General features: G+C 43.8%; 14 protein-coding genes. 4 read left to right on the top strand and 10 right to left on the bottom strand.

What is annotated here, in order from left to right; genetic code table 11:
- Window positions 1-7 precede the first annotated feature (7 nt).
- A complete protein-coding gene (locus BWD42_RS02610) occupies window positions 8-856 on the bottom strand; it encodes a mechanosensitive ion channel family protein (protein ID WP_077435717.1) in 849 nt (282 codons plus the stop codon).
- Between the two features lie 280 nt (window positions 857-1,136).
- Here BWD42_RS02610 and BWD42_RS02605 point away from each other — a divergent pair, with 280 nt between their 5' ends.
- Window positions 1,137-2,573 (top strand): alanine/glycine:cation symporter family protein, encoded by a 1,437-nt coding sequence (locus BWD42_RS02605; RefSeq protein WP_077432914.1) that lies wholly within the window; start codon window positions 1,137-1,139, stop codon window positions 2,571-2,573.
- Between the two features lie 84 nt (window positions 2,574-2,657).
- Here BWD42_RS02605 and BWD42_RS02600 read toward each other — a convergent pair whose 3' ends face one another.
- The 5 genes from BWD42_RS02600 to BWD42_RS02580 form a co-directional block, all read right to left on the bottom strand.
- The gene (locus BWD42_RS02600; protein WP_077432913.1) at window positions 2,658-4,829 is read right to left on the bottom strand and encodes an alpha-galactosidase; all 2,172 of its coding nucleotides are present in this window, start codon (window positions 4,827-4,829) and stop codon (window positions 2,658-2,660) included.
- An 82-nt stretch (window positions 4,830-4,911) separates the two neighbouring features.
- Complete coding sequence (locus BWD42_RS02595; protein WP_077432912.1) at window positions 4,912-6,603, bottom strand: RagB/SusD family nutrient uptake outer membrane protein; 1,692 nt, start codon at window positions 6,601-6,603, stop codon at window positions 4,912-4,914.
- A gap of 29 nt (window positions 6,604-6,632) precedes the next feature.
- Window positions 6,633-10,049 carry a SusC/RagA family TonB-linked outer membrane protein gene (locus BWD42_RS02590; RefSeq protein ID WP_077432911.1) on the bottom strand — a complete coding sequence of 1,139 codons (3,417 nt, stop codon included), beginning with the start codon at window positions 10,047-10,049 and terminating at the stop codon, window positions 6,633-6,635.
- A gap of 5 nt (window positions 10,050-10,054) precedes the next feature.
- Entirely contained in the window at window positions 10,055-11,038 is a 984-nt protein-coding gene (locus tag BWD42_RS02585; RefSeq protein WP_077432910.1) for a FecR family protein, read from the bottom strand.
- Between the two features lie 60 nt (window positions 11,039-11,098).
- On the bottom strand, window positions 11,099-11,668 hold the full coding sequence (locus tag BWD42_RS02580) for an RNA polymerase sigma-70 factor (protein WP_077432909.1): 570 nt from the start codon (window positions 11,666-11,668) through the stop codon (window positions 11,099-11,101).
- 288 nt (window positions 11,669-11,956) lie between these two features.
- Between BWD42_RS02580 and BWD42_RS02575 the strand changes: the two genes are divergently transcribed.
- Both BWD42_RS02575 and BWD42_RS02570 read left to right on the top strand, forming a co-directional pair.
- A complete protein-coding gene (locus BWD42_RS02575; protein ID WP_254846161.1) occupies window positions 11,957-12,406 on the top strand; it encodes a DUF6265 family protein in 450 nt (149 codons plus the stop codon).
- Between the two features lie 9 nt (window positions 12,407-12,415).
- Window positions 12,416-12,586, top strand: coding sequence for an Imm51 family immunity protein (locus BWD42_RS02570; RefSeq protein WP_077432907.1), 171 nt, complete (start codon window positions 12,416-12,418; stop codon window positions 12,584-12,586).
- Window positions 12,587-12,621: 35 nt separating this feature from the next.
- On the opposite strand, the gene BWD42_RS02565 is transcribed toward BWD42_RS02570, so the two are convergent.
- From BWD42_RS02565 to BWD42_RS02555, 3 genes are all read right to left on the bottom strand, one after another.
- Window positions 12,622-12,840, bottom strand: coding sequence for a DUF4287 domain-containing protein (locus BWD42_RS02565; RefSeq protein WP_077432906.1), 219 nt, complete (start codon window positions 12,838-12,840; stop codon window positions 12,622-12,624).
- Window positions 12,841-12,902: 62 nt separating this feature from the next.
- The gene (gene estT, locus BWD42_RS02560; RefSeq protein WP_077432905.1) at window positions 12,903-13,751 is read right to left on the bottom strand and encodes a macrolide hydrolase EstT; all 849 of its coding nucleotides are present in this window, start codon (window positions 13,749-13,751) and stop codon (window positions 12,903-12,905) included.
- Between the two features lie 102 nt (window positions 13,752-13,853).
- Window positions 13,854-14,654 carry a helix-turn-helix domain-containing protein gene (locus BWD42_RS02555; protein WP_077432904.1) on the bottom strand — a complete coding sequence of 267 codons (801 nt, stop codon included), beginning with the start codon at window positions 14,652-14,654 and terminating at the stop codon, window positions 13,854-13,856.
- Between the two features lie 175 nt (window positions 14,655-14,829).
- Between BWD42_RS02555 and BWD42_RS02550 the strand changes: the two genes are divergently transcribed.
- Window positions 14,830-15,120: a hypothetical protein gene (locus BWD42_RS02550; RefSeq protein WP_077432903.1), complete on the top strand. Its 291-nt coding sequence runs from the start codon at window positions 14,830-14,832 to the stop codon at window positions 15,118-15,120.
- A 107-nt stretch (window positions 15,121-15,227) separates the two neighbouring features.
- On the opposite strand, the gene BWD42_RS02545 is transcribed toward BWD42_RS02550, so the two are convergent.
- Window positions 15,228-16,094, bottom strand: a complete 867-nt coding sequence (locus tag BWD42_RS02545; protein ID WP_139350995.1) for a hypothetical protein — start codon at window positions 16,092-16,094, stop codon at window positions 15,228-15,230.
- Window positions 16,095-16,240 lie beyond the last annotated feature (146 nt).

The following is a 16,240-nucleotide window of genomic DNA, read 5'->3' as shown; positions in this document are numbered from 1 at the left end:
TTAAAGATTATGCTTTGCTCCTGATATGAATATCCCGTTGCGGAAAGGGAATTTCAATCCCGGCCTTATCCAGCGCCTCTTTGCAATCGATAATCAGCTGTTCCTGCATGGTCCAAAAGTTTTCGTTTGATGTTGAAACCCGCACGGAGAGATTGATCGCACTGTCACCAAGCTCGGTCACCACCACCTGCGGAGCCGGCTCCTTAAAAGCAAATTCATTGTTCTGGGCGACATGGAGCAGAATTTCCTTAGCATATTTAAGATCTGCATTATAAGCAACACCGATATCAAACCAAGTCCGTCTCGTACCGAGCTGTGTATAATTGGTGATGCTACTATTCGATAAAACACCATTGGGGACGACGATCCGTTGATTTTGCGGCGTAGTCAGTTTCGTATTGAAAATATCGATTTCATTGACGGTCCCGGAGACGTCTGCGCTTGACGAGATATAATCACCTACCCGGAAAGGCTTCAGCAACAGGATCAGGATCCCTCCCGCAAAATTGGACAATGATCCTTGCAGTGCCAGACCCACAGCCAGACCGGCCGCCCCGATGATCGCGACAAAAGCCGAAGTCTGTACCCCCAACTGGGTCACCACGACTATAAATAACAATATATTTAAGATCCAGCTGATCAGATTACTTAAAAAACGTTGTAAGGAGACATCCATCTGACGGCGTTCAAAGGCCTTATCAATCATTCGCTTGACCAGGCGAATGATCCAGGAACCTATCAGATAAATGAGTAAAGCGGAGATTACGGCAGTAATAATACGAGGTGCCCAAGCAATGGCAGAGGAAATAAATTTATTCCAATGTTGCTGGACATCGTTCAGTTCTAAATTGTTCATAGCACTCATATTTTAATAAAAATGTAAAGTAAGGGGCATAAAATAGCAAAAGATTAACTATTCTTCAAACAACCACCTTATTCTTTACGTTTTCAACAACCAAAGTCGTCTATTTGTTTGTGAATTACATGAAATTAACATACGCTATCCGAGTTAAACCAAGAGTATAGAGACAATAGATACATCCACATCCTCTTATCAATATAATCTATGTATTATTTAGCAAAGCCTTAATAGTTTTAAGTATTTTTAGCCGCCCTATGGGTTTCAATTATAACTAATGGAAAATCTGATCGACAAAATTTATAATATCATCTGGAGTGATGCACTCATCTACCTCTGTTTATTGACCGGAATCTATTTTACAATCCGTCTTCGATTCCCCCAACTGACACAGATCCGTGAAATGCTGCGTTTGCTTTTCAATGGGAGTAGTTCTGACAAAGGAATATCCTCATTTCAGGCTTTTTCGCTGGCCATCTCGGGGCGTGTGGGCACGGGCAATATTGCCGGTGTGGCCACGGCGATTGCCATGGGCGGCCCGGGAGCCATATTCTGGATGTGGGTGATTGCCTTTTTGGGCAGTGCCTCCGCCATTGTCGAGGCTACACTCGGACAGATGTACAAGGAAGTAAATGATGGTGAATATCGGGGCGGACCAGCTTATTATATCCTCAAAGGTCTGCGGTCCCGGGCTTTTGCCTGGACTTTTGCGATCGCGACCATTATCAGTACCGGATTTTTGCTGCCCGGTGTCCAGAGCAATAGCATCAGTTCGGCTATGACATCAGCCTTTGAGCTCTCGCCGAGTGTTACCGGTATGGCTATTGCCGCTTTGCTGGCTATCATCATTATCGGCGGAGTGCGGCGGATCAGTACTGTTGCCGAATATGTAGTTCCATTTATGGCAGGCGCTTACATCTTGATGGCTTTGGTGATTATCGGGCTTAATTTCACGCAGATCCCCGCCGTTTTTGCCCTGATTTTTAAGGCTGCATTCAATATGGAGGCTACTTTCGGCGCAGTTGCCGGGATGGCCATTTCCTGGGGCGTCAAACGTGGCATCTACAGCAATGAGGCCGGACAAGGGACTGCACCCCACGCAGCGGCGGCAGCTGAAGTGACCCACCCGATTAAACAGGGCCTGGTACAGGGCTTTTCGGTCTACGTCGATACGATGTTTGTCTGTACCGCCACCGCACTCATGATCCTATTCACCGGACAGTATAATGTAGAAAACCCGGCAGGCGGATTTCTCGTCCAGCATCTGCCAGCGACAGAAATGGGCCCCGGATTTACCCAACAGGCCGTCTCCCATCACTTCCCTTCCATTGGCAAGGCTTTTGTCGCTTTGGCCCTGGCCTTCTTTGCTTTTACAACGATTATGGCTTATTACTACATCGCCGAGACCAATATCAGCTTTGTCAGCCGCAAGAAAGTACACAAGACCGTGTTGATCTGGGTGTTGCGTATCCTTATTTTAGTTTCCGTCTATATTGGCTGTATCAGTACCGCCAAAACCGCCTGGACCCTGGGCGATATCGGTGTGGGTCTGATGGCCTGGCTCAATTTAATAGCGATTATACTCTTGCACAAAAAGGTATTAGTCTTATATACAGATTACCGCGATCAACAGAAAGCCAAGCAGGATCCCATATTTGACAATTCAACATATCAATTTCCGGATATGGAGCTCTGGTCCAAGAAACAAGATTGAAGCAAAATCAGGGAATGACAATAAGGTCGTCACTCCCTGATACAATCAACATCAAAATAGTATTTTTTGTCCAGTAGGCTTTATCTATTCCACGGTAAACCAGCGGTAACTCTCGGCCGGTATGGTCAGGGTGATCGTTGTATTAGCGCGGTGATCCAAAGACGCTGTTTTTACGGCCTTGTCATCAAAGCTTATTTTCGCCTGCCCCGTTAATCCGGTATAGTAAAGCGGTAGTTCAATGGTCCGTGTGATGGCCGTTTTCAATGGGTTAAACAGCATACCCAATCCCTTGATCCCCTTCTCCGAGGCATTCACATGCAAGAAGCCGTCCCAGTCGCGACCATCTGCACGGCGTAGGTGGATCAGGTCAGCGTTGAGGATGTTACGGTACTTTTTATACCATTGGATCACCTCAATGACCGTCTGCTTGGTCTGCTCCGTATCATAGAGGCGCGGCCCGCGGTAGCAGGCCTGCACACCGGCGCCATAATATTGCATCATCAGTTGTTTATAATCCTCCCGATGCTCATGCAAAGGTTCCAGTACCGCTTCTTTTCCGCCACCCTGATAAGCTGTTAAGGGCACAAATCCCCAGCCCATGGACGGGTTCTGTTCCCAGAGCGCGTCATAGATATTCTGCCGGTTGAGGATACGCTGGTTCTCACGGGGCAATGAAAAGTTGACCTCCCGGTAGCCGATTCCGGTCTTGTTGGAACCGTCCAAAAAGTACCAGTCCGGGGAATTGATATACACACCTCGCGCATTCAGCCAATGATAAAGTTGTTTTTGCATATTAAACTGCACCCATTGGCTATCCTCCAGGCCATGGTGACCGGGATGACTTGTCGAGGCGCATTGATCCCCCGGAAAGGGGCCGTCATTTTCCCAGATGTCAAATCCCGTTTTTTCAAAGAAGGTCTTGATCCGTTGCGCATAGCCTATCCCCCAGTTGGAACCGAAACAAGGTGCATTTTCAAAAAATGTGCCCCCCGTTTTTCCCGTTTTGGGGTTGATGATATCATCCGCTTCGCTGATCTTGCGGGAGCTGAACAAGGAATAAGCCCCTATTTTAATATTTTTGCTGTGTGCATAATCCGCCAGCTTTTTCAGCGCGGCGAGGTTCGCGGCTGTTGTATCCTCCATATTGACATGGCTACCAAAGCTAAGGATCAGGGCTTCATAGCCTGTGGCCGCGCACTGGTCTATGGCGCTGTACACCTGTTCGTCTTTTTTGCTTACCAGGTGCATAAAGATCGGATTGGCAGTGGTCCAAGGCGCAATAGTCCTGTACATCTTTCGGATGGCCAGTCCACGGCGCTCCCGGTCATAACTATCCATCAGCAGTTCCCAGGAGCGGATGGAACTGAAGTTTTCCTCAGCGGCCAGTTTGATGCCAACTCCCACTGTCGGGTATATTTCCAGGATGGCCGGTGTTTTCAGGTTGTAATTCACCTGAGAAGTATAAGTAGAATCCGCTTTCCAGTGCAGCGACTGATCGCTCAGGTGGTACCGCATCGCATTGTTGAAAGCAAAATTGCTTTCGACGTACAGGCCATGCTGCTTCTTCATATCTTCAACTGAGCCCACTACGGCACTTTCCTCTTCGACCAGCGCCAGTTTTTCGTTGATCACCTGGTTAATCTGCACGGTCTGCTTGCTGTGATTCTGCACCGTTACCCATTTGCTGATCAAGGGAATACCGTCGTAAATGGCATAATGCACCTTGACCTCAACCCCATTCAATGCCGCATTTGCCGGGGCAGCATAGGTAAAGGTCAGCACCTTCCCTTTTCCAGCGGCTTTATGTGTAGACCACCACTTATCTCCTTTCCAGGGCAATAAGGGATCCAGTTCTGCGATCTCATGTTTGACATAACTAAAATCGTTGGCATTGGCCGTAAAGCCCGGCATCCATTCCGGCCGTAGGTAAGCCCGCTCCTTCTGTCCGTCCACACCGCCGACATTATACCACTTGCCGTTGAGCTGCAGCTGCGCTTCGGGCTGTACGGCACGAATCAGTTGCTGGCCCGTGGTCAGGTTGGTATAATCATAGCAGAAGGCATTGGGGCTGATGCGAAAGGAACGGCGCACGAGCCCATTGTCCAGGACAATATCCTGCCCCGCAAGGGTGATGCGGGATTGATACGGCGCAGCAGTATTGATCAGCCAGTCCTGTGTTTTATTTTCTTTGTTCTGTGCGAATCCATTTTCCGTGGCTATCCATGCCAGTGCAAGTATAATTAGCTTAAATCTCATGTTCTGTATAAATTAGGAAAGTAATCGTCCTTTCAGTATTGCCCTGCTGGTATTGGAGCAGGGCGCTCGTATTTTATTGGGTTTATAATCCTGCCAATGGATCAAATATACCATTTCCCCAGCCCTTTGTCTGCTGCAATTTTGCATTGCCCTGCATGGTCGCTGTAGATAAAGGTAGAAAATACATATTCTGGTTATAGATCATCGGTGAAAAATCACGTTCGGTTAAGGTATACGTATACCCACCTGGTGCTCCAGCCTGCTGATGCAAGACTAATGCAAAGCGTTTTTGTTGGCCTACCATGATCTGATCCATGGCTTTCCATCTGCGGAGATCCCAGAGGCGCTTTTGCTCAAATGCAAATTCAATATAGCGTTCATCTCGTACTGCCTGACGCATTTCTGTCTGTCCCATGCCAGGGCTCAGTCCATAAAGCTTGCCCGCCAGTTCAGGATCCCCGACTGTTATTTCGGCAATTCCCGCCCGTTTGCGAATAGCTTTGAGCGCATCAAAAGCTTCAACCAGACGGCCAGTCTCCAAGGCCGCTTCCGCCATATTCATTAGCACTTCGGCATAGCGCATTTCAATAAAATCAGTTCCCGAGATCTGCGAATTGGTGATATCCAAAGATTCATCGACAGCCTTACGCGAATAATAACCTGTCAATGAACCATTTTGCTTACCATATGCATAGCCATTTTGCGCATTATCATAAAGCGCCATAGTTGTACCCAGGTAACTGGCTCCGTTGTACGCAATGGTCGTATAAAATCGGTCATCCCGATTCTGCCAGCTCAGGGTGGCATCACCTTTAAATTGCGGGCTATTCCACTGTACTTTCTTGCCGCTTTTAAGCGGAAAGGCATCCACGAGTTTCTGTATCGGATGGCAGCCGCCCGTTGCATTTGCTGTAAAATCAATGGGGCGAACCGCAGCATCCCGATTTTGGCTGCGTCCAGGTTGCAGATATCGGATGGCAAAAATCACCTCCTTGTTCATCTCAGCCAGAAATAAACTTGCGTTGTCATATTTAGCAACCAAGCCATAGCCGTTAGCATTGAGAAAGGACAATGCTTCTTGATTGGCTTTGTAAGCCGTCTCCCAGAGGGATATCGTATTATTCGGGTTAAACTGTGGGCTGGCGCGAAACAATAGCACACGGCCCTTCATTGCCAATGCCGTAGCTTTGGTAATCCTTCCAAGATCATCTGCAGACGTATATTTTACGGGAAGCTCATCGGCAGCCTGATTTAGTTCGTTGATGATAAAATCAAAACATTCTTTTGTACTATTGCGTTCCACAAGCAGATTCTCGGTACGTTCCTGCGGTGTTAAGATCAACGGTACACCACCATAACGTTTCACCATCTCAAAATAGGTATATGCCCGAATAAAGCGCACTTGTCCTTTCAGTACCTTACGTGTTTCGGGGGCAATGGTACTCTGAGATCCATCAATTTCCTTTAGGAAAATATTCATTTTTCGGATATCACTATAGGGCCAGTATCCAGGCCCACCATTATCAATAGTTGTCGTTCCATCAATCCAATTTGTTTTCCTGGATGCTTCATCCGTTGCATCTGCCAGACCGACATCCCAACCTGGCAGTGTCGTATATATATTGTTGACAAAGGCAGTCGCCAATTTGGGATCCGACCATACCACAGGTTCGCTGATCGCAGATAGGTCATTCTTGTCCAGCACCTTGCTGCACGAACTCATCGCGAGTGCCCCAACTGTTATCAAGCTATATAGTGTATTAAAATTTTTCATTGCTCAAAAAGATTAGTTTATCATTAGGTTTAAAATTTGAAGGATAAGCCAGCCGTAATACTTTTCATGATCGGATACTGGTACACACCGTAATTACCTGCTATTGCCTCCGGATCGGCAATCTTGACACGATCAAACGTCAGTAGATTGGTTCCTGAAACATACACCCGCAATCCGCCAATTCCCTGGCGTTTTATCAATGATTCACTGAGTGTATAGCCTATCTCCAGATTTTTCAACCGCATGTAGTTGCCATTCATTAACCAGAATGACGAGGCCTCCCTGCTGGCGCCAAGACTACTGGCACCGATACCACCTACGCGAGGATAGTTAGCATTTGGAGTCTCCGGCGACCAGCTATCCGTGAAAATACGGAGTACAGCCTGCTCGTCCCATAGATCAGCTCGATTGGGGAACATAATCTCTCGATTGGCCACACCTTGGAAAAATGCATTCAAATCAAGTCCTTTCCATTTGCCACCTAAAGTAAACCCATAAATGATTTCTGGGTTAATGCTTTTTTTACTTAAGACTATTCTATCAGCGCCAGTAATATCAGCATCTCCATTTTGGTCCTTGAGCATTATATCGCCCAGACTATAGTTAAATCCATTGTATTTAGGCAGCCCTGCGAGGTCTGACGCTGTACGAGCGATCCCATCCGATTGGTAGCCCGTGATAAAATCGATTGGTCTACCCACACGTTGTTCAAAGTTAAAAGCTCCAGGGGAGACATCCCACTTTTCCACTTTATTGCGTGCAAAACTGAAGTTTCCACCGATAAAATAACTTAGATCCTTATTGATCTGTCGATCATGACGTAGCGAGAACTCAATTCCGTAGTTGTTGACAATACCATAATTTTCCCTCGGTAAAAGAGCTCCGAAAGTATTAGGTGTTGATGCTATGCGGGATCCCAGAATATCATAGGTATGTTTTTGAAAATATTCCAGGGAACCATTGAGTGCCCCCTTCAAAAAGCCAAAGTCAATTCCAACATTGGTAATACGCGTCTTTTCCCATGTAATAGCATAATTCGGCAAAGCCCCAGGCATAATTCCTACTGTGGCACCGCCAAATATAGCACCTGAGGTAGTCGAATAACGATTGATATAGCCATATTCGGCTACATTGTCGCCACCATCATTACCCAGTAATCCATGGGAAATACGGAGTTTGAGGTTGTCCACAAAGGTCCATCGATCTTTAACAAAAGATTCCTCTGACAACACCCAACCTACTGCAACAGAAGGAAAAAAGCCCCAACGTCCTTCGGGAGCAAATTTTAACGAGGCATCGTACCTGAAATTTGCCTCCAGAAGATAGCGATTGTCATAACCGTACGTAAAACGGCCTACGTAACCCAGCCGACCAGTTTCGGTTTCACTTCCCGTCGCATCCTTATTTTCCGCGGCGGCATCACCGATGAAGAGCTGTTCGATCGAAGTGGACAGCATTTTATTTCGGAATCCGTAGAGATAAGCCGTATTACCCTCGCTCTGTTCGTACAGAAAAAGTCCGGTCACCGCGTGCTTACCAAATACGCGGTTATAATCCAAGGAAAGATTCAGGGTATAGGAATTATTTTGATTAAAGGATGCATAGGCACTGTTTTCCCAGTCACCCAGCTGCAAAGTCCGGATTACCTTATCCGTTGTGAGATGGTTGTGTCCGCCTGTTGTTTCAAACTCGGCCACATTATATTTCTTCCGAACGGTTTTATTGTAATCATAGTATTTCCGGTAGTTCATTGTTGCATTGGCTTTCAGTCCTTCAATACCCGGTATTTTATAATCTAGGCGCAGAAGCCCATTGAAGGTATTACGGTTCCATTTGCTAAAGCCGCCGTTGTCAATCAGTGCAATGGGATTCCATTGTTGGTAGGCTCGCACATAGTTATCACCGATTTTCCAGGGCATCATCGGCGGTTTGTTAAGCAGGCCGCGATAGAGGTCAAACATTCGGTCATCATCACCACCATCGTAAGGCCAATAAGGTCTTGAACGCCCTTGTAGGGAGGCATCCAGGTTGAGCGACACACTCAGCCTTTCGGAAATCTTTGCATCGACATTCGACCGCAGGTTATAGCGGTTATAGTTCAGGTTGTTGAACGCGCCATCCTGATAATAATAGCCAATGGAAGAGAAATAACGGATATTTTCGCTACCGCCATTCACGGTCAGATCATGTTTGGTATAAACGGGATTATGCCAGGCTCCTTTAAACCAGTCGTAATTGGTCTGATTGTCCTTAAAATATTGGATTTCATCATCCGTATAATAACTTGGATCCGTCAATGGGAGATTGTTGAATTTGGCTACCCTATTTCTATAGATCGAATGTTCATAGGCGTTCATTCTTTCGGGCACGCGGGTATAGGTATCTTTTCCCACAAAAGAGGAATAGCTGATGACGGGCGCCTGCATACTGCCGCGCTTGGTGGTGACCAACACGACACCATTTGCCGCCCGGGCCCCATATACCGCAGCCGATGTGGCGTCCTTCAGAATGGAAATTGTTTCGATCTCTTCGGTGCTCAGCGCCTGAAAATCATTGAGCGTACGCGGGATACCATCGATGACATACAGCGGAGCAGTACCATTGGTCGTACTTTTACCGCGGATGACAATATCCGAACCCGAACCGGGACCACCACTGCGCTGGCTAGCAAATACCCCGTTCACACGTCCGGCAAGGGCGTTGGTAATATTGGACGTAGGGAAGGTATTCAGATCCTTGCCCGATACGCTGGAAATGGAACCTGTGATATTTCGCTTCTTCTGATTACCATAACCGACAACGACCACTTCATCCAGACCGACGTTGGAAGATGATAATACGATTTTTAGTTCGCCTAGATTTTCCAGCATAAGTTCCTGCCGGTCGTAGCCCACCGAGCTAAAGACCAGTCGGTCACCAATTGCAGCTTTTTCCAGAACGAAACGACCATCTTCGCCGGTCTTGGTGCTAGTTGTCCTGCCAATTATGGTGACGCTTACACCACTGATGATTTCCCCTTTACCGTTTCTGACAGTACCCCTAATCCCTTGCTGTTGCTCAGCGATGTTATTTGTGGTAGATTCCATCGCATTTAAGTTTGAAGTACGACGTTCGCGGGGCGCAATGGAGTACAGCTCATTATTTAGTTTGGTGACTGTGGCATCCGGCATCAATTCTTGTAAAAATTGGATAAGCTCCCCTTTTGACTTTGGTGTTTCAGAGCCATTGGCCGAAATCTCTTTAATCAAATCCGGGCTGTAACTAAATTTTACATTGAATTTTCGTTCAATTTTATTCAGCAAATGGATGATAGATTTTGAGGTTTCCACACGTTGCATAGCAACCCCTTCGCGCCAGGTGCTCCCCCAGGCCAGGGCAGCAGGAGACATTGCCAGTGCCGTCAGGACAAATGTCGGCCCAGCAATTCCTTTCAGAATTTTACTCATAATAATTAGTTTAATTGGTTGGGTTCAATAATATATTTACCGTCGATGAGCTCCACGGTACAATTCAATGATTTACTTAAGGTATTCAAGGCCAGTTTCAGGTCATTCCGCGGTATATAGCCCGTAAATGTCATCCGCGATAAATTGGCATCTGCGATTTCAATGGAGCAAGAATATTGACGCCCTATTTTCTGCACCACATCTTTCAGCACATCATTATTAAAAGCCAGCAAGTTATTTTTCCAGGCGTTATAGAAGACCGTATCCACCGATTTTTTTTCCATTCGCTGCTCCAAAGAGCTGAAAAGAGCTTTCTCCCCCGGTTGCAGTCGCAGCTGCTGATCCGCGGCATTCACTTCGACACTACCTTTATTGAGCACCACATATGCTTTATCTTTCCAGGCACTCACATTAAATTCTGTGCCCAATACTTTGACATTCATGCCGGCAAGGGTATGCACAATAAAAGGTTTTTTCTTGTTATGAGCGACACTGAAGTAGCCATCCCCTTTAATCCAGACCTCCCGGATAGAATCTATACCGAAATGGTTGGATACCTCGAGCTCGGAACCTTTGTCCAGTGTAACCGCTGTCCCATCCGGAAGTTGATAGATTTTCTTTTCATCTGCTGCGCGATAGACCGTTTTGATATTTTTGGGGATCTGCTGTACCGTAAAGAGATAATAAATTCCGGATAGCAACAGCAATGAGGCTGCCACCGCCCACCACCTTCCGGAACTGAATCGTGGATCTGCAACTGGTTGAGCTGGAATTTCAGTCTCGAGAATAGCTGCAAAAATCCGGTCCGAAGCATCCACTTTCAGTACATCTTTTTTGGTAATAAATGGGGCAATCTGATCATATTCAGGAAAAGCATCCCTATACTGTTCCTCTCTAAGGACTGATAGCAATACATCTATTTCAGCCTGGGTGCACTGCCCTTGGATAAATTTGATATAAAGCGCGGTTACTTCTTGGTTGGTCATCATATTTACTCGGTTATATAGAGCTAATACAACCAAGTCACTTCGAGGGACGATCCCCTTTTTTTATTTTTTTTGAATATAATGATAAAACACTAACAATAAGCTTGTTAAATTTGCATTTACTTCCAGGTAATGGCGTATAAACTTAAGTGATTTCACCATTTGGTCCTTGACGGTATTTTTTGAGATCTGCAGTTGTTCAGCAATTTCCTCATGGCTCAAATTCTCTTCGCGGCTCAGTCTAAAGATGCGCTGCCGCTGGCTAGGCAGCTTATCTACCGCCTGATCATAGATCCCTTTCAATTCTTTATAATGGACGAGTTCTTCGACCGCATTGCTTTCGATGGAATAGTTGTAGAAAACGTCGTTCAAATAAGTCTGCTGTACCACAAAAGACTTCAATTTGTTGTAAATGGTATGTTTGGCAATGGTGAAGATATAAGACTTGATATTTTTATCCCTATCGATTGACTCCCAGTTGAGCCAAAGTTTCATAAAAACATCCTGCACCAATTCTTCGGATAGTTCCCGCGACCTAAAAAAACGTAAAGCATAACCAAACACATCATCTTTGTATTGGTCAAAAAGAGCCTTAAAAGCATGTTCTTTACTTAGGTGATCGGTACTACCCATTGTTTATAAAACAGTTCTGTCGGCGAAATATAGGAGATTTAATCAAATTGCAAAAAATTAAAAGTCATGCAATCGATTGTTTAAAATTTTATCAGACATGGGGTATACAGCATATCGCTAGAAGGGATTGCACATCTTTCAAAACTTTTGCATTGCAATCAACGAGGTTTAATATTTTCGGAACTCGAAATTTTTATTAAATTTAAACTATTATTAGCTATTTTTTTAAGACTCCCCGCTCCCTTGACTTTTATACCGCATTTTTTGGAAATTAAAATGAAGAAAATAATGAAAGTTTCAATAATGGTCGTAATTGCTTTTGTTTTTATACAATGCACAAACAGACAAAATGAGAAATCAGAAAATTTTGATTGGTTATTGGGAAAATGGGAACGCACCAATGAAGCGGCCGGTAAAAGAACATTTGAGAATTGGGGGAAAATTAACGATTCAACCTACACTGGCTTTTCTTTCACGCTACAAAACAATGACACCGTCAATCAAGAAAAAATGGATATCATAAAGAGCTACGATAATTGGAAGTTACGTGTAAAAACACCCGACGAGAAGGATTATATTTCATTTAAAATGAGCGCCATAAATACAGATCAATTTGAATGCAAAAATGATTCCTTGCCATTTCCGAACAGAATTAAATATTGGCGAGATGGCGACCAATTAAAAGCGACAGTTTCAGGAGATAGTCTACAAATTCCATTCGAATTTAAGAAGCTTTAAACAATTTCGATGAAAAATGGAAAAGATACAAAGGTCGTTAAGTTTGACCCTGAATCGGATATGTTTTGTGCATATTCAACAAATGCCGATGCGCTGAAAACATTTATCATCGCATTTAAAGAAGCCTGTGAAAATGAAAAATTAATACAGGATTTGTTTTCGAGAGCTGAGACGGATTAGAACCTAATCATTATATTACTGATCCTTCAAGTATTTTACTCCCATTTGCCCGTAATATAGGCATACATCGCAGTGGCATAGCCATGACCTAATTCGAAATCCTTTTTAAGCCAATTAACGATTTGGGTTGCTTTTATCCCTGTCTTTAATTTTCCGGCCTCAGTAAACCCTTTTTCAATAGCGAACTTTCCAAAATCAGCTCGGGACTTTCCCGTTTTTTCTTCAATGTTTTTAATATAGGTTTGAAATGACATAAGATTTTTATTTTTTGTTAATTTAGATACTAAAAACCCACATTTTTCATAATTTCCTTGGACTAATCCATGAACTCACTCAATCTCTCTATGATCATATCCCAATCGTTCTCATGCAGTTCATGCCCGGTACCATCTAACTTCAAAAGTTCCGAATTTTTAATCTCCGATAATAGCTTGTCCGTATGTCCAAAATGCCATATTTTATCATCAGAACCATGGATGATCAATGTTGGTGATTTGATCTCATTTAAGCGATCATAATAGGCCTCCCCACCTTGCAGCAGGGCATGGTTAAACATGCTTCTGTAGTTTATGGATCGATGAAAATCCGCCCGGATTCTTTCTTCTTCTTTCGCATAGTTTACTGTTTTTTGGCCAGCCATCAAACGCGAACTTTCCAGCATATATTTTAATGTGGCTTCTTCATCGTCCCAATTAACAGCTGATGCTTTGAGCTGAAAATCAATAATCTGCTGATCCATTTCAGGAATATTTGGATCAGGTGTCCCCCATGGTCCAGTAGACATTAAAGCGAGTGAACTAACCCGTTCAGGATACTTGATCGCTATAATCTGGGCGATCAAACCACCTAATGAAATTCCCATAATAGCCGCTTGTCTGATAGCATAGCCGTCTAAAATATGAATGGCATCATCAGCGAGGTCCTCTACACTGTAGGAGATGGAACCCGGTTTTCCTGTCATTGATTTACCGACGTCTCTGTTGTCGTACCGAATGACAAAAAATCCCTGTTGGGCTAATCTTTCACAAAACTCCTTATCCCAGTATAATAGCGACACCGTGGCCCCGGCAATTAATAAAATCGCAGGATTTTCTGGTTGTCCAAAAGACTCTGTGTAAATGGAAATTCCATTCGTGATGATCGTTTTTTCATGATATGAATTCATACAACTATTGATTAAATTGATAATGAGTAAAAAAAGGACCGATTCTTTTTTATACCCAAAAGTACCATCAGCTTATAAATTGAAATTGTATAAATTCGACATTTATTCTTTTAAGAACAAGGACAGGTTCTCAGAAAAATAGGTTGCAGGCTTTTTACCCGTAAAAGCTCGAAATTCTCTGATCATATGTGATTGGTCAAAATAACCTGCCTGCAAGGCCACTTCGGTCAATGACAGATCTTTATTCATGGCGGTCTCGATACTTTTCTCAAAACGGACAATTCTTGAAAAGTTTTTAGGGGAAAAACCTGTCAATAACTTAAAGTTACGTTCAAACTGCCGCTGAGATAGAAATTGTTGTCCGAGAACTTCTGTCATTTTCATGCTCCCCTTATGAAAAACAATATGCTGTATTGCAGCAATGGTATCATCGAGCCTTGGTGAAAATTTATTTATTCTTTGTACTAGAAATTCCGTCATCACAGCGACCCTTTCCTGTGTATTGACACAGTTCAAAATCTTTTCTTCCAAAAAAACACCATCCTTACCCAATAACGCAGTTATTTCAATATGTTGATTCGTCATTTCGGATGTCGGAAGACCAAAGAGAAATGGTATCGCGTACGGCTGAAAATAAATTCCAAAGATCCCTACTTTTTGTTCGGCAGACAGTTGGCAAAAGGTATCAGTTTGCGACTGAAAACCACTGTTGAACAAATTGCTTATTTTATGATTGTTGGAAATTTTCATTCCCGGAATATATTGAAAGGCTAATTTCGGATATATTGACGCTACAGATGAATGTAAGTACGAAGATGCCGCTCCAAAATCAGCCTCAAAATTCCAGAAAAAGCAGACGAGCTGCTTGATACTTTCCTTCGGATATACTTTTTCATACTTCATCTTGTCGTATTTAGAAAGTGAGAATTTACGAAAATTAATCACGAGAACCAAAGGGAATAGCTCAAGATGGATATGAACGATCGTCCTCCGCCCCTTCGAGGTACAACAAGGTAATATTAGTTTTTTCACTAAACTATCCACGCAGTAAACTTGTTCCCTTAAGAAAAGATCAGGTATGAATACGAAAATTACATTAGTTATTGCAGCAATCGCCGGTACTGCCCTGATGGTACTCAAACATTGGAAAAAACAGGCTACAACAACAAAAACAGACGGTCAGCAGCGCCGCAATAAACAAGCGCGTCCGCCAGGTTATCGCCCGCTTCCTGACCTGTCCCAGGCAGATGCGCCCAATATTGTTGCCCTGCAATATGTAAATCCCGCCTTATCATCGAGCAGCGGTAATCATGCAGCAGATTTTAACAGAAATATTCCTTACCACCAACGGGGAACGCGGCATCATTAACCATACGCGCCTCCGCAATGATGCTGGCTGATCAGACCGGAAAATCCATTCGCTTCGAATTGATGCCCGATAAGAAAAGAAAAGTTTCGTTGTTAATTTAAATCAGCTTAACCAACGGGTTCAGCGTGTATCCGATATTGAAATGGACCATCATACTCCCTTTTCAGATACACCAAGGCAATATTGGATTTCGCTGTCTTCCAGATTTTCAGCACTTTATCTTTCGGTATGGAAGCTTTAAAAAGCTGCTTAAATTGCTGATTTAAAACAGCTTCATCCCCCTCAAAAGCGGCTTTGCCATACAAATCTGTGATATAGGCTGCAAGCACCGTCCGTTCTTTAGCAGCCAAACCAGGATTTGGTTGTCTATAATCAGTAGAATCAAAAGTGACTGTCAGTCCCGAGAATAGGATATCATTCTCCTTCCTATTCAGAATCTGAAATTCATGCCCTACCGTGCCGTTGCTTGTATAGCCTGTATTTATATCTATATTTTTAACCTGATCCCAACGGACATTCAGAAAATCGGCCGAGGCAGCAATATGCACCTTCATCGAATCCCGCACCACCCTAAGATTGTCCTTATAGCCCGATAAAAAGGTTTTATAGGTACCGGGAAGGTAAAAATTATGACTCCATTCCGAAGTAAACTCAAAACCGTTGCCCTTTTTACGCAAAAGATCAAACGTTTTGGAGTCGCCTTCGACTTCCCAGACCAGCGAATCCAGTTCGCTATATTTAAATGGCATCAAGGCCCATTCTTTACCCTCCTGAATGGTTGTATCCTTCAATTTAAAGACTACCATATCATAGATCCCCGCATTTTTTTTGTCCGCGACAAGAGACAATGGCAAGGGGCTTACTATTTCTTCTTTAGGCTCCTTATCCTCATCTTGATCCAATTGTTCGTATTTATCTGAACAACTCATGATAAGTAAGGTCGAAAAAGCAAAAGCACTTAAATATTTTAACATAGAAATATAAATCATACAATGATTAACTGGATCGTAAGATCCAGCAAACCTACAAAATATTTAGTTAACCAAACAATAAAAATGCTTTTCGCTAAATTTCAAATAGTTCCAAAGATCACCATTAACATGCTATTTCCAGCAAGATC

Source organism: Sphingobacterium sp. CZ-UAM (genome assembly GCF_002000245.1).
Classification (GTDB): domain Bacteria; phylum Bacteroidota; class Bacteroidia; order Sphingobacteriales; family Sphingobacteriaceae; genus Sphingobacterium.
The sequence above is the reverse complement of the archived record's forward strand: the minus strand, read 5'-3'. Positions and strand labels throughout refer to the sequence as shown.

Coding starts and splice junctions, on each gene's coding strand:
- BWD42_RS02610 (WP_077435717.1), bottom strand. CDS start 856: ATGAACAATTTAGAACTGAACGATGTCCAGCAACATTGGAATAAATTT.
- BWD42_RS02605 (WP_077432914.1), top strand. CDS start 1,137: ATGGAAAATCTGATCGACAAAATTTATAATATCATCTGGAGTGATGCA.
- BWD42_RS02600 (WP_077432913.1), bottom strand. CDS start 4,829: ATGAGATTTAAGCTAATTATACTTGCACTGGCATGGATAGCCACGGAA.
- BWD42_RS02595 (WP_077432912.1), bottom strand. CDS start 6,603: ATGAAAAATTTTAATACACTATATAGCTTGATAACAGTTGGGGCACTC.
- BWD42_RS02590 (WP_077432911.1), bottom strand. CDS start 10,049: ATGAGTAAAATTCTGAAAGGAATTGCTGGGCCGACATTTGTCCTGACG.
- BWD42_RS02585 (WP_077432910.1), bottom strand. CDS start 11,038: ATGATGACCAACCAAGAAGTAACCGCGCTTTATATCAAATTTATCCAA.
- BWD42_RS02580 (WP_077432909.1), bottom strand. CDS start 11,668: ATGGGTAGTACCGATCACCTAAGTAAAGAACATGCTTTTAAGGCTCTT.
- BWD42_RS02575 (WP_254846161.1), top strand. CDS start 11,957: ATGAAAGTTTCAATAATGGTCGTAATTGCTTTTGTTTTTATACAATGC.
- BWD42_RS02570 (WP_077432907.1), top strand. CDS start 12,416: ATGAAAAATGGAAAAGATACAAAGGTCGTTAAGTTTGACCCTGAATCG.
- BWD42_RS02565 (WP_077432906.1), bottom strand. CDS start 12,840: ATGTCATTTCAAACCTATATTAAAAACATTGAAGAAAAAACGGGAAAG.
- estT (WP_077432905.1), bottom strand. CDS start 13,751: ATGAATTCATATCATGAAAAAACGATCATCACGAATGGAATTTCCATT.
- BWD42_RS02555 (WP_077432904.1), bottom strand. CDS start 14,654: ATGAAGTATGAAAAAGTATATCCGAAGGAAAGTATCAAGCAGCTCGTC.
- BWD42_RS02550 (WP_077432903.1), top strand. CDS start 14,830: ATGAATACGAAAATTACATTAGTTATTGCAGCAATCGCCGGTACTGCC.
- BWD42_RS02545 (WP_139350995.1), bottom strand. CDS start 16,094: ATGTTAAAATATTTAAGTGCTTTTGCTTTTTCGACCTTACTTATCATG.